This window comes from Novosphingobium sp. KN65.2 (assembly GCF_001368935.1).
Classification (GTDB): domain Bacteria; phylum Pseudomonadota; class Alphaproteobacteria; order Sphingomonadales; family Sphingomonadaceae; genus Novosphingobium; species Novosphingobium mathurense.
Genome location: NZ_CCBH010000131.1, coordinates 13,834 through 27,630 on the forward strand (window position 1 = coordinate 13,834; position 13,797 = coordinate 27,630).

General features: G+C 61.5%; 10 protein-coding genes. 5 read left to right on the forward strand and 5 right to left on the reverse strand.

Annotated elements, in window-relative coordinates; genetic code table 11:
• Positions 1–31 precede the first annotated feature (31 nt).
• From SPHV1_RS04685 to SPHV1_RS04700, 4 genes are read right to left on the reverse strand one after another with little or no spacing between them, the layout of a single operon-like run.
• Complete coding sequence (locus tag SPHV1_RS04685) at positions 32–910, reverse strand: ABC transporter permease (protein WP_054944887.1); 879 nt, start codon at positions 908–910, stop codon at positions 32–34.
• Between the two features lie 35 nt (positions 911–945).
• The gene (locus SPHV1_RS04690) at positions 946–1,896 is read right to left on the reverse strand and encodes an ABC transporter permease (RefSeq protein WP_054944888.1); all 951 of its coding nucleotides are present in this window, start codon (positions 1,894–1,896) and stop codon (positions 946–948) included.
• The gene (locus tag SPHV1_RS04695; RefSeq protein ID WP_082430812.1) at positions 1,897–3,663 is read right to left on the reverse strand and encodes a peptide ABC transporter substrate-binding protein; all 1,767 of its coding nucleotides are present in this window, start codon (positions 3,661–3,663) and stop codon (positions 1,897–1,899) included.
• Positions 3,660–5,363 carry an ABC transporter ATP-binding protein gene (locus SPHV1_RS04700; RefSeq protein ID WP_082430814.1) on the reverse strand — a complete coding sequence of 568 codons (1,704 nt, stop codon included), beginning with the start codon at positions 5,361–5,363 and terminating at the stop codon, positions 3,660–3,662. Before SPHV1_RS04700 ends, SPHV1_RS04695 begins: the two co-directional genes overlap by 4 nt.
• Before the next feature lie 559 nt (positions 5,364–5,922).
• Between SPHV1_RS04700 and SPHV1_RS04705 the strand changes: the two genes are divergently transcribed.
• Positions 5,923–7,245 (forward strand): FAD-binding oxidoreductase, encoded by a 1,323-nt coding sequence (locus SPHV1_RS04705; protein WP_054944890.1) that lies wholly within the window; start codon positions 5,923–5,925, stop codon positions 7,243–7,245.
• A 132-nt stretch (positions 7,246–7,377) separates the two neighbouring features.
• Here SPHV1_RS04705 and SPHV1_RS04710 read toward each other — a convergent pair whose 3' ends face one another.
• On the reverse strand, positions 7,378–8,055 hold the full coding sequence (locus SPHV1_RS04710; protein WP_054944891.1) for a GntR family transcriptional regulator: 678 nt from the start codon (positions 8,053–8,055) through the stop codon (positions 7,378–7,380).
• Between the two features lie 193 nt (positions 8,056–8,248).
• Between SPHV1_RS04710 and SPHV1_RS04715 the strand changes: the two genes are divergently transcribed.
• From SPHV1_RS04715 to SPHV1_RS04730, 4 genes are read left to right on the forward strand one after another with little or no spacing between them, the layout of a single operon-like run.
• The gene (locus tag SPHV1_RS04715) at positions 8,249–10,909 is read left to right on the forward strand and encodes a TonB-dependent siderophore receptor (protein ID WP_054944892.1); all 2,661 of its coding nucleotides are present in this window, start codon (positions 8,249–8,251) and stop codon (positions 10,907–10,909) included.
• Between the two features lie 26 nt (positions 10,910–10,935).
• Complete coding sequence (locus SPHV1_RS04720; protein ID WP_054944893.1) at positions 10,936–12,042, forward strand: CapA family protein; 1,107 nt, start codon at positions 10,936–10,938, stop codon at positions 12,040–12,042.
• Positions 12,039–12,491: a TRAP transporter small permease subunit gene (locus SPHV1_RS04725; protein ID WP_054944894.1), complete on the forward strand. Its 453-nt coding sequence runs from the start codon at positions 12,039–12,041 to the stop codon at positions 12,489–12,491. The genes SPHV1_RS04720 and SPHV1_RS04725 overlap by 4 nt, the downstream gene beginning before the upstream one ends.
• On the forward strand, positions 12,488–13,795 hold the full coding sequence (locus SPHV1_RS04730; RefSeq protein WP_082430818.1) for a TRAP transporter large permease: 1,308 nt from the start codon (positions 12,488–12,490) through the stop codon (positions 13,793–13,795). The genes SPHV1_RS04725 and SPHV1_RS04730 overlap by 4 nt, the downstream gene beginning before the upstream one ends.
• Positions 13,796–13,797: the final 2 nt, after the last annotated feature.

Below are 13,797 nucleotides of genomic sequence, written 5' to 3' on the forward strand. Positions count from 1 at the left end.
GGCCTGCGTGACGCAGCCCCATTTGCCGACTTCAGAGACGGTCGTCACGCACGTCGAGCGCGTCGCGCAGCCCGTCGCCGACGAAGTTGAAGCTGGTGACGGCGATGGTGATGGCCAGCCCGGGAATGATCGCGAGCCACGGCGCGCTCGCGAGGTATTGCTGCGCCCCGCCCAGCATGTTGCCCCAACTGGGCAGCGGTGGCTGGATCCCGTATCCAAGGAAGCTGATGTAAGCTTCGAGGAGGATAGCGCGTGCAACGGTGAGGGTGGCAGCAACGATGATCGGACCCATCGCGTTTGGCAGTATTTCGCGGAACATGATATGCGCTCCGCTCAGCCCGAGCATACGACCGGCCTGCACGAACTCCCGTTCCCGCAATGACCGAACTTCTGCCTCGACGATACGCGCTACCTCCATCCACCCGGTTATGGCGATAATGATGGTGACCATCATGGGCGTAGGCTTCAGCGCCGCGGCGAGTGCGAGCAGCAGGAATATGGAGGGAAAGGCCAGGAAGCCATCGACGGTGCGCATCAGCACCGCCGCGACCCACCCGCCGCGATAGCCGGCGATCAGGCCGACGAGCGTTCCGAGCATGATCGACATAAGCATGGCGGAAAAGGCGACGAGCAGGGAGACGCTGCCCGCCATGAGCAGGCGTGCAGCGATGTCGCGACCCAACGGATCAGTCCCGAAGTAGTAGCCATCGACCAGAGGCGGGGTGAAACGCACACTCAGGTCGATATAGAGCGGGTCATGCGGCAGGAAGTAGGGGCCGATGAAGCAGGTTATCGTCAAAAGGCTGATCATCGTGAAGCCCAGTAGCGCCAGGCGATGGTTCGCGAACCGGCGGACGGCCCGGTTCCGCCACCAACGGCCCTGTCCAGGATTTGCTGCAACAGCAGTCATTTGGGCTGTCTCCTTTGAGGCATGGGCTTGCGCGCTCAACTCAGGCGAATCCGGGGATCGACGATAGCGACGGCAATATCCGCAAGCAGGTTGCCGAAAATGACGAGGATGGCTGAAAACATCAGGAGTCCCATCACGACCGGGTAGTCGCCGTAGCTGATGCTATCGAGAAACAGACGCCCCATTCCGGGCCACGTGAACACGGTCTCGGTTACCAGTGCGCCGGTAAGGAGCGAGGGAAGCTGCATACCTGCCAGGGTGATCATCGGCAAAAGCGCGTTGCCCACTACGTGTTTCATCAGGATCCTGCGTTCACTCAGGCCCTTTGCGCGGGCTGTCTTGACGAAATCCTGATTGATGACATCGAGCGTGGCAGTTCGCATGTAACGGCTCCACACTGCGATGTGCACGAGTGCCAGAACGATGCTCGGCATGATCAGGTGGTGCAGGTAATCAAGCGCAGATTCTTCGCCGACCGTGTACATGTTGCCGGCGGGCAACCAGCCGAGTTGCAGCGAAAAGATGTAGATGCCGACCAGGCCGAACCAAAAGGTCGGAATCGACAGCGCGATCATGGCGCCGATCGTCGCAACATGATCGAAAGTGGAATAGCGGTGCGTTGCCCCGCGAATGCCAACCCATGTGCCGATCGCAATGGCGATCGCGGTCGAGGTGCCCATCAACAGCAGTGTTGCGAACATATGCCCGCCGATCACGTCCAGGACCGGAGCACCATCGCGGAAAGAGTGCCCCCAGTCTCCCCGTACCAGCCGCCAGGCCCAGTCCAGGTACTGCACATAGATCGGGCGATTGAGGCCCAACTGTTCCTTGAGGCGTTCGATGTCGTCCTGCGTCATACCCGGATCGAGCGCATATTGCGCAAGCGGTCCGCCGGGAATGAGATTGAGAATAAAGAATCCGATTATCGAGACGATGATCAGAAGGACGACGATTTGCGTGATGCGATTGAGCAGGAAACGCAGCATTCAGCTCTCCATCGCGCGTGAAAGCGAACTTGACCGCGAAGTTCGGGGCCGGTTTCGGTCAGACTTCGGTTTCTTTCGACCGTCGGCCAGGTACCAACTGGCGGCGTTCCAGGATTCGGTGCGCGTGTTGCTGTTCGCTTCGAAGCCCTTGATCTCAGCGCTTCGCCCGAAGACGTTCTTGTACTGGAACATCGGCAGCAGGGGCAGGTCGTGGCGCACGATTTCCTGAATGCGGAAATAGATGGCCCGTCGCTCTTCCGGATCGAAGGTCTGCGCGCCCTTTTCCAGCAGCGCATCGACCTCTTTGTTGACGTATTGCGCATTGTTCGATCCGCTGCCGCCCTGGATGACGATCGACTTGCTGTGCAGGCGATTGGTCACGTCCGGGTCCGCGCCGATCAGGTAGGTGCTTCCCACTATCACGGAATCGAACCGCGACTGCGTCCAGAAATCACCCCACATGACCGCAGGCGGCAAGTTCGCGATAGTCATTTCCGCGCCGATCTCGCGAAAGGTCTGCTGCAGGTATTGTTGCACCATTTCGCGAAGGTGATCGCCCGACGTCGTCGAGTTCTCGAATGCCAGGCGCACCCCGTTCTTCACGCGAATGCCATCGTCACCCGGTACCCACCCTGCGTCGTCGAGAATGCGGCGGGCCTTGCCTGGATCGTATTCCTGTTTTGGCAGGTCGGGATTATAATAAAAGGATTGTTGCGGCATGAACGTCTCAGTCACAACCGGCACGCCGTGATACAGCGAACCGACGATCGCTTCGCGATCCAGCGCCGCAAATAGTGCCTGGCGAACAGCCAGTTCCTTGAACTGGGGCCGTCCGAGATTGAGGTAGAAAGATTCGACCGAAGAAGCGAGGACGGGTTCAACCACCTTGCCGGGCAACCTGCGAGCTTCCTCGTAATTGTCCGGACTGATGTAGACCTGACCGACAAGGTCAACGCTACCGCTCTTGAACTGCGTATAAAGCACGGTGACGTCGGGAATGTATTTGAAGATCAGCCGGTCGATATAAGGCCCATCGCCGAAGTAATCGGGGTTCGCGACCAGTTCCAGATGGTCGCCGGGAACCCGGTTGCCCCATTTGAAGGCTCCAGTGCCGACAGGTGCCTGGTTGAACGGGGCGGCATTGGGATCTGCCTCACCTTCCAACATATGTCGGGGCACGATGAAGGTTTCCGTCAGGAAGGAGAGGTAAGGGGCGAAGGGTTGCTCCATCCGCCACGTCAATTCCGTCGGCGAAATCACGGTAATATCGCGCACGAGCGTATGACCGGCCGTACGCCAGGCGCGAAAATCGGGATTCGTGATGAGTTCGAGAGTGAACTTGACATCTTCGGCGGTGAACGGCCTGCCGTCGTGCCAGCGAACGTCGTCGCGAAGGCGGACCCGCCAGTTGAGTCCGTCTTGGGAAATTCCGCCGTTCTCGAGACTGGGAACCTCGACCGCGAGATTGGGCCTCACGATCCCTTTGGGGTCCATGCGGACGAGTGCGTCGAACATGGAAAAAAGCACGCCGTCGTCCGGCTCGGTGTGGACCATCAGTGGATTGAACACGGTCGGTTCCTGGGACAACCCGACGACGACCTTGTTGCGCCCATTCACGGACGAACCGTTGGCAGGGGAGTTCGATTGCTCCGTTTCGGTTCCAGGCTTGCCCAGCAGGTTGTAAGCGACAAGGCCGCCGGCCCCGATCGCCAGTGCCGTCAAGACGTCGCGCCGCCTGACACGGCCTCGGTTAGCAGGTTCGGTCATTGCTTTGCACCTGTTTGCGCCGCTTCTGCTTGGCCTGCTCGCCTTCCGGGGATTGCGGCCACCAGTTCACGCGTATAGTCCGCCTGTGGTGCCATGAAGATGTGCGAGGGCGGCCCGTGCTCCACGATCCGTCCTTTCTGCATCACCGCTATCTCGTCGCAGATCTGGCTTGCCACGCGCAGGTCGTGGGTGATGAAGATCATCGCCACGCCGGTTTCCTTCTGGATCTGATCGAGCAGTTGCAGGATCTGGGCTTGGATCGAGACGTCGAGCGCCGATACCGCCTCATCCGCGATCAGCAGTTTTGGTTTGAACATCAGCGCACGCGCGATCCCCACACGCTGTCTCTGGCCGCCGGAAAACTCGTGCGGATAACGGTCGTATGCACCGGGGTCGAGGCCGACATGTTCAAGCAGCGCCATCGCATCGGTGCGCGCCGCGTCCCGCGACATCCCGTGCGCGATGGGCCCGACCGTCAGGCTGTGCCCGATCGTTGCCCGCGGATTGAGAGACGCGAAAGGGTCCTGGAAGATCATCTGGACCTGCGCTCTCAGCGGCCGAAACTCGCGTTCGGAAAGTGCTGCGATGTCGCGGCCCTCGAACAGGATTGTCCCGCCGTCGTTGTCCAGCAGCTTGATGAGTACCCGGCCCAGCGAGGATTTTCCCGATCCGCTTTCGCCGACGATGCCAAGCGTTCGTCCGTGCGCAAGTTCGAAGGACACATCGTTCACGGCCTTCACCACTCGCGGTCGTTGAAAGAGGCCGCGGGCGGTCCGATAGGTTTTCATAAGGCCTTCGACTTGCAGAAGTCGCGACGTTCCACTCGTCGCTTCAGGGGTGTCGCGGTCCTCGTACCTCAACCGCGGAATGGCCGCGATGAGCTGGCGGGTATAGGGATGCTTGGGCGACTCAAGTACTTCCTGTGCAGTGCCGCGTTCAACGATGTGGCCCTTTTCCATCACCACGACATCGTCCGCTATCTGGGCTACAACGCCGAAATCGTGCGTGATGAACATCACGCTCATTCCCTTGCGGCGCTGGATTTCACGGATCAATTCCAGGATCTGCGCCTGCGTCGTCACGTCAAGAGCGGTGGTGGGCTCGTCCGCAATCAGGATGGTGGGTTCGAGTGCCAGCGCCATCGCGATCATGACGCGCTGTCGCTGGCCGCCTGACAGACGGAACGGATATTGGTGATACATGACTTCCGGGTCGGGGAGTCCCACCTCGGTCAACAGGGCGAGCGCCCTGTCGCGACGCGATTGTGGCGATCCCACATTGTGCGCCGCCATGACCTCTTCGACCTGCGCGCCGACAGTCATGAGCGGGTTGAGGGCCGACAGCGGATCCTGGAATATCATCGATACGACGCGACCGCGCAGATCGCGCAGCTTGGCTGGGGGTATGTCCGTGACATCGATCCCGTCCAGCTCGATGGTGCCGGACGTTACGCGCAGGGCCTTGGGCAACAATCCCATGATCGCGTTCGCCGATACGGACTTGCCTGAACCGGATTCACCGATGATGCATAGGATCTTGCTGCGCTCAAGGTCGAAGGAGATATTCTCGACTGCGTGGATCCTGTCCATTCCCTTGGGCAGCGCCACCGTAAGGTTTCGAACCGAGAGAGCCAAAGGCCCAGAGCTTTCTGGCTCCACACTTTTAATCAATCGGTAAACTCCCTTTTCGTCGCGGGGCATGGGACCCTGGGTGTATTGGATTCGCTTGCTTCAGGTGAAAGCGCCGGGAGGGGTGCGAGGTGCCTTTCACCAGCGAGCCAATGGACGCGATGAAGTTCGGCGCATGGACCAGAACTTGCCTCCCTTGCGATCGGCTCCGAAGGCGTCTTGCCCTTTCGTTCAGAAGCGTGGTGAAACTTGCCATCCCCTCAGATTGCCTGACCAACTGTCGGGAGTGTGAGGCTTTTGCATTGCCATGTGCATCAAATCTGCCCTGCTTGATGGCAGAAAATCCTGTAAACCGACTGCGAATTGGCATTTCCTCGGGAAACTGGCCGCTGCCATAAAGTCCGTCTTGCCCTTACCATCTGTTGTAAAACGATTATTTTGGAAAGCGCTGCTCCCGCGGAACGGCTCGGTGCGCACCGGACGTTATATGGCTCCTGGCTGCCGTCACCAGAATGAGGGGTCAATTTGCACGAAAGAGGTCAATTTGCTGCGAAGTTCGACATAATCTGCCGAGCGAGTGATGGAATGTCTCGTCTGACCGAATTGAATGATGGATCGAGGGCCACAGAGAATGTCACCTTACGTCGAGCGCATCGATAGCGACGAGCGCCTACCCGAGTCTGCCGACGTGGTTATCGTGGGCGGCGGTATTGTCGGCGTCTCGGCGGCATACTTTCTCGCGCGGCAGGGCAAATCGGTAGCCCTGATCGAAAAAGGCCATATTGCGTGCGAACAATCCAGTCGAAATTGGGGTTGGTGCCGTCAGCAGAACCGTGATTATCGCGAACTGCCCCTTTCCTCGGTTTCGATGCGCCTGTGGGACGAATTCTCAAAGGAACTCGACCGCGATGTCGGCTTTCGTCGCTGTGGCCTTTTCTACGCGACCGACAACGAGGCCCAACTGGCCGAGTGGGCAGAGTGGCAGCCCTATGGTCTCGAAAATGGCGTCGACACGCGCATGCTTAGCGCTGCAGAGATTGCTCGCCACATACCCGAAGGCTCGCGCAAGTGGATCGGCGGGGTTTCCTCGCCCAACGACGGTAAGGCAGAACCGGCGCTTGCTGCCCCTGCGATCGCGCTTGGCGCGCGTGCGCATGGCGCAACAATACATCAGGGATGCGCTGCCCGCTCGCTCGACATCACGAATGGCCGGGTTGTCGGCGTGAATACGGAACAGGGCCTGATCAAGGCCGATGCAGTCCTGTGTTCGGCAGGCGCCTGGGCTTCGCGTTTTCTTCGTCCGCATGGAATTAACTTCCCGCAGGCCGGCGTGCGACAGACTGCCATACGCACGAAACCCATCGCTGACGTTGGAGGCTGCCTTTACGCGCCTGGCTTCTCGATGACCCGCCGGCTCGACGGTAGCTACACGCTGGCGATCAGCGGCAAGGCAACCATCGACCTGACGCCGCAAGGCATCCGTTATGCCCGAGAATTCCTGCCGCAGTTCAAGCGTCGCCTGAAGAACGTCAGACTCGCAATCGGGCCTTCGTTCGTAACCGGCCCGGAATCCCTGTTCGCCCTGCTCAGGAACGATGAAACGATCTTTGAACGAACCCGCGTTCTCGATCCGGAGCCGCAGCAGTGGCTCGTACGCAGGATTCTGGCCAATGTCGCCCGCTCGTTTCCGCAGTTTGCAGGTATCGAACTGGCCGGGGCATGGGGCGCGCTCGTCGATTGCTCTCCGGATGCCGTGCCCGTCATTTCGAAAACGGAACAGGTCGAAGGACTTGTCCTGGCCGCTGGCTGTTCCGGCCACGGCTTCGGCATGGGGCCTGGCATCGGTCTACTTGCAGCGCAGTTACTGGCCAACGACACACCATGCGTGGACGCAACGCCTTTTCGCCTGTCGCGTCTCGTCGATGGCTCACCGCTCGAAATCGGAGGTCTGTGATTACAGAATTGACTGGGCTCCCATAAGCGGCAATCGCGATAGCGTCCCGGCGAAATTCACCGTTCCCCAGCAAGGGGATGCAGTGAATTCCTGATTTTTTCTGGTCTCCAGTTGTACGGTAGTCGGGCGCGCTCACTCGCGATGGAGCGCCTTGTCCAGCGAGGCCAGGAACTGCAGTCCGTTTTCGACGTGCTGGCGCATGGCCCTTTCGGCGCCCTCGACATCGCCTTCCATGATCGCAGAAAGGATCAGGCGGTGGTCGTTCACTGCGTCCTGCATGCGGTTGCCGCGGTAAAAGGTCTCGAAAAGCAGGTGATGAACCGGCGTGTTTAGCCGGCGCACGATGCTTTCGATTACGGTATTTCCGGTCACGCGCATGATCATCGCATGCCACTGGGCATTGAGGCTGCCGAAGCGTTCCGGCGCGCCGTCCTCGAGGCAGCTTTCCATCTTTTCAGCGATTGCCTGCAGTTCAGCCTTTTCCGCAGGGGACGCATCGCGGGCAAAGTCGCCTGCGCAGATGCTCTCCAAAGCTGCGCGCGAGCGGTAGAGCTGGCGGATTTCGGACATCGAAGCCTCTCGCACCGAAGCGCCGCGGTTCTCTTCGATTTCGACCAGACCTTCCGCGGCAAGGCGCTGCAATGCCTCGCGAACTTTGAAGCGGCTGCCGCCTGTTTTGCGGATGATGTCGACTTCCACCAGCCGTTGCCCGGGGACGAAGCGGCTGGTGCGGATCTGGTCGCGTATCCAGTCCGCGATTTCCGGGCTGGCGGGACCCTTTCGCGGAAGTGCCTTGGCGATGTCATCCATGCGTACATCCTGAGAGTCATCGACATAATTGTCAACAATATCGTTATCGATGTTTTCCTTGCATGGGGACCGGCTTTGGGAAAACACATGCGGGGAGACGGGCCGGAGTGCTCGATCGATAGCACGCACCGGGCAAGAATTTCCGGGCGTACGAGGGAGGCGAAGGATGCAGAATCTAGGAAGAATCCGTCGATTGACCGGGGGCGGCCTGCTCGCAGGGGTATCGCTTGCAGTGCTTTGCCTACCGGGCGTAGCGCATGCGCAGGATGAAGGGCTCTCGCAGGAGGATGCGAACAAGATCATCGTGACCGGCAGCCGCATCAGCTCTGGCGCACCGGTTGGCGCCACGGCTACCGTCCTTGGCCGCGAGGAAATCACCCAGTCAGGCTCGATCACCATCGACAGGGTGATCAAGGAACTTCCGCAGAACTTCGACTTGGGCGTCTCGGAGAATTCACGCGCGCAGGCCGGCGGTTCGGGCAACATTGTCTACGGCAACACGGTCAACCTGCGCGGCATCGGTCCTTACGCGACGCTGGTTCTGATCGACGGCCATCGCGCCGTGAACAACAGCCGATCGACCGATCCTTCGGTGCTGCCCACGCTGGGCGTGCAGCGTATCGAAGTCGTCGCCAATGGCGCCTCGGCGATTTATGGGTCCGATGCGGTTGCAGGCGTCGTCAACCTCATCCCGCGGCGCGACCTTGATGGAGTTGAAGGTTTCGCACGCTACAACACCGCCGAAGACGGAGCCTTCGACGAATGGTCGGCGGGAGCCGCGTTCGGCAAGATCTTCGACCGTGGCCAGGTGATGGTGGCCTTCGAGCATGTCGAGCGCTCCAACCTGAGCGGCGATGACCGAAAGTTCTACACCAGCAACCAGCTGCCATTTGGCGGCAACGACTACCGCGTAACCGGGTGCGCGCCGGGGACGATGATTATCGATGGCACGACTTATGCGCTGCCAGACCAATATACCCAGGCCAATGCCGGGGCGATTACGCCGGGCACGTCCAACCGGTGCGACAGCCAGATCGGACAAGACCTGTTTCCGCAGCAGAAATACAATTCATTGAACGGAACGGCGACTTTCGAAGTCACCGACTGGATGGAGCTGTTTTTCGACGGCTATTACTCGAAGCGCAAGTTCCGCCGCAAGGGCGCGGTCATCAGTGCACAGCTTGCGGTGCCCGAGACCAACGCCTTCTTTGTGCGTCCGCCCGGCTTTACGGGAAGCAGCTACACGATCGACTACAGTTTCGTGAACGATATCCCGACCAGCGAGACGACCGGCTCGGCGGAAAGCTGGCAGGTCTCACCGGGCGTTCGCTTCAACCTGCCATTCCAATGGCAAGTGGAAGCCTTGCTCAGCTACGGAAAGACGAAGGACTTCTCCGGTTCCTATGACGGCCTGAACCGCGGCGCGCTCGCGGCGGCGCTGGCCAGCAGCGATCCGGCGACGGCGCTCGATCCTTATGGGCTTGGGCGCACCAGCCAGTCCGTGCTGGACGGGCTTTTCGACCAGATATTCCTTGCCCCGACCAATGGCGAGCTGACTTTCTACGAGATCGGGGCGCACGGTCCGCTGTTCGAGTTGCCGGGCGGCGAGGTCAAGCTAGCGGTCGGCTATGAAAAGCAGGATTTTACCGTCGAACTGGGAAGCGCCCGCGGTGCGCCGACAACGCCGATCAGTTTCCGCACTTTCGACCGCAAGGTGGATTCGGTCTATGCCGAATTGCTCGTCCCGATCTTCGGTGCGGGCAATGCCACGCCCGGCCTGCGCGAACTGGAGCTGACCGCGGCAGTCCGTTACGACGATTACTCCGATGCCGGCGATACCACCAACCCACAGTTCGGCGTCAACTGGACGCCGTTCTACGGTCTGAAGCTGCGCGGCAGCTATGGCACCTCGTTCCGTGCGCCGACGATCCCGGAGATCTACGGCAATTCGAATGCACTCTTCGGCCAGCTTTACCAGAATCCCTCGGGCGGTGCGCCGTTGCTGGGTTATACCTTGTCCGGACCGAACCTCGATCTCGGGCCCGAGACGGCAACGACGTGGTCGGTGGGTGCCGATATCGAGCCGATCGACCGGTTGCGCATCTCGCTGACCTACTTCGACGTTGCCTACGACAACCAGGTCACCGCGCTGTTGTCCAATCTCGCCATTCTGGCGCAGGAAGGCCAATATGCCGGGACCGGCGTCATCCTGCACGATCAGGCGGCGCGCGATCGCATCCAGTCTCTGGTCGATCAGGGCATCCCGATCCTTCTGCGCCCGTTTCCAGGAGACGATATCGCCAACGTCAACCTCTTCGTCGACGGGCGCAGCTTGAATCTTGGCAAGTCCATCACGCGCGGCATCGACTTCAACATCGGCTACAGCGCGGAAATCGGCAAGGATGACGTCCTGACCCTCAATGCCTCGGGCACCTATATCACCGATTACAAGGTGGCGGTGTCGCCGGTCGCCGAGCAGGTGGACCAGTTGAACCTGATATTCCAGCCGCTGAAGTTCAAGGCACGCTTCGTGGCCAACTGGGACCACGGGCCGCTCAGCCTGCGGACGATGATCAGCCATGTTGGCGGGTACACCAATAATGTCGTCACCCCTTCGGAGAAGGTGGATTCCTACACCCCGGTCGATCTCTCGCTGACATGGCGCGTGGGCGAGACGTTCTCCGGACCCGGCCTCGAAGGGCTCGAACTCTCGGCGGAAGTGCGCAATCTGTTTGATGTTGACCCGCCCTATGTCAACGTGGCGCCGGGGCCGAACGGCAGTGGCGGATACGATGCGACCGCGGCCAACCCCATCGGGCGTCAGTTCGCAGTGGGCGCGCGGGTCCGCTTCTGAGAAGCGGTGGCGGAGAGCGTAAGGGCATGACTGAGGCGATTACCCTGGCCTTGACCGGCGACCTGGTCCTTGATGAACCCGATCCCGGTTACTGGCTCGCGGGGATCGCCCCGGTCCTGCAGAAGGCCGATCTCGCGATCGGCCACCTTGAAGTGCCGCATACCGTGAGCACCGAGCAACTGGAAGGCGACGTTCCCGCGCCGGGCGCACCGCTTGAAAACCTCGAGGCGCTGGCGTGGGCCGGGTTCGGCATGGTCAGCCTCGCAGGCAATCACATAGCCGACTGCGGGGTGCAGGGTATCGCCGATACGATTGCGGAACTCGATCGGCTCGGCATCGGCCACACCGGGGCAGGGGCGGATATCGCCCGTGCCCGCGCTCCGGCTGTGGCGGAGATCAAGGGCCGCAGGGTCGCCTTGCTCAGCTACAATTGCGTTGGCCCGCAGGCGGGGTGGGCCGCGGAAAAAGCCGCGGGTTGCGCCTATCTGCCATTGGATACGCGGGACGGATCGCCGGTTGCGCCCATGTCCGAGATCGTCGGCGTTCCCTTGGCTGTTGCCGAAATCCTGGCCGAGGACATCGCAGGGGCACGCAAGGCGGCGGACTTCGTGATCGTCGCCCTGCACAAGGGCCAAGTTCACACGCCCGCGTTAGTCGTCCCTTACGAACGCGAGGTTGCCCGTCTGGCGGTGGAAGGCGGCGCGGATGCCGTCGTGTCGCATCATGCGCATATCGTGCGCGGGATCGAGTTCCATCGCGGTCGCCCGATCTTCCACGGTCTCGGTAACGGCTGCGTCGTGACGCGTGCGCTCTCGCCTGACCAGGATAACCCCGCAAGACGGGAATGGGCCCGCCGACGGCGCGAGCTGTTCGGTTTCGAGCCCGACCCGGCCTATTACCTCGCGCCTTTTCATCCCGAGGCGGTCAATGCCTTTATCGGCACCCTCGTGCTGGGAGACGGCCTGCCGCATGCTGCCATCGTCCCGGTGCATGTCGAAGCGCCGGGCCGCCCGGTCCTGGCCACCGGCTCGCGCGCTCGCGCCATTGCCGATTATCTCGAGAAGATCACACGCGAGGCCGGGCTGCCCCCTGTCGCCGTGAACGACAAGGGCAGGGTGGAAGCCGTCTCGTGACCCTGAGTTCCAAGATCGTCATCTGGCTGGGCGGCGCGGCGCTGCTGGCTGCCACGGCCATCGACACACTCGCCGTGCTGGGCCGTCACCTCGGCCTTCCGGTGACGGGGTCAATCGAACTCATGCAGGCTGCGGTGCTGGTCTCCGGCTCAATCGGGCTGCTGGTCTCGACCATCTACCGTTCGCATGCCCGGGTGCGGCTGATCGTCGACCGCCTGCCGCCCTCGTGGCGGTCGATTGCGGACCGCTGTTCGGACGGGCTGACGCTGCTGTTCGTCCTTGCCCTGTTGGCCGGATCGGTCTGGCTTTCCGTCGACTTGTGGAACGCGCACGAGGAAAGCGAGCTGCTCGGCGTGCCATGGCGCGTGCTCCGCCTGTTCGCGAATGCCTGCCTGCTTGCCATCTGCGCCGTGCTGACGCTGCGCATCGTGCGGAGGGCGGGCGAATGATCGATACTGCCGGAACCGGCCTCGTCGGCATCCTCATACTTTTCGCACTGCTACTGGCTGGCGGGAGAATCGGCGCTGTACTGGGCCTTGTCGGGCTGGGCGGCCTGACGCTCGTGATCGGTCCGGAGGCCGCTCTCATCAAGGCGGGCGTGATCGTCGTCGATACGCTTACGCGCTACGAGCTTGGTACGCTGCCGCTGTTCCTGTTCATGGCGCACCTGTTTTTCGCGGTGGATGCCAGTCGTGACCTGTTCGATGCCGCAGCCAAGTTCGTCGGCCATCGGCGAGGTGGACTGGCCTATGCCTCCATCGCAGGGTGTGGCGGGTTCGGCGCGATCAACGGCTCCAGCCTGGCGACGACGGCGACCGTTGGCCTTGTCGCTTATCCGGAGATGAAGAAGCGCGGCTACGACGGTCGCCTCTCGACCGCGACCATCGCTGCGGGCGGTACGCTCGGTCAGATGATCCCGCCCTCGGGCGCGCTGATCGTGTTCGGCATCGTCGCGGAGCAATCGATTGGACGCCTGTTCACCGCAGCCATCGTCCCCGGTATCACGCAGGCGCTGCTTTACGTCGCAGTCGTCGCGCTACTGGTGCGGCTGCGACCCGATCTGGGGCCGGCAGGAGAGCGGGCAAGTTGGCCTGAGCGCTATCGCGCGATTGCGCGGATCTGGGAGGTCCTCGTCCTCGTCCTGCTGGTGATTGGCGGTATCGCGGTAGGCTGGTTCAGCCCACCGGAAGCGGCGGCCATCGGTGCCTGCGGGGCGCTCGCCATTGCCGCGCTACGCCGCAAGCTCAGTCTCGAGTGCCTGTTTACCGCCTTCCGCGACACGCTGCGCACCACCGGGCTGATCTACCTGATCGTGATTGGCGCGCTGATCTTCTCGGTCTTCGTTGGCGTGACAGGGCTTGCCGACGCGGCGGGCGCGCTTGTGACCGGGCTGGGAACCGGGACATTCGGTATGCTCGTGCTGGTGGCATTGCTCCTGCTCGTACTTGGCACCGTGCTCGACGGGCTGGCGCTCATGCTGCTGATGACGCCGATCCTACTGCCGATTGTCGAAGGCGCCGGGATGAGCGCGATCTGGTTCGGCGTCTTCCTCGTCCGCGCGATGGAGGTGGGCTTCCTGACCCCGCCGCTCGGCATCAACCTTTATGTCATGCAGGGCGTGGCGAAGGAGATTTCCATCTCCAGCATCTTTCGCGGGGTGCTCCCGTTCCTCGCGGCCGACTTTATCCACCTGCTCCTGATCATTCTTTTCCCGGCAATCGTCCTGTGGTTGCCCGAAATGCTTGGAACCTGACC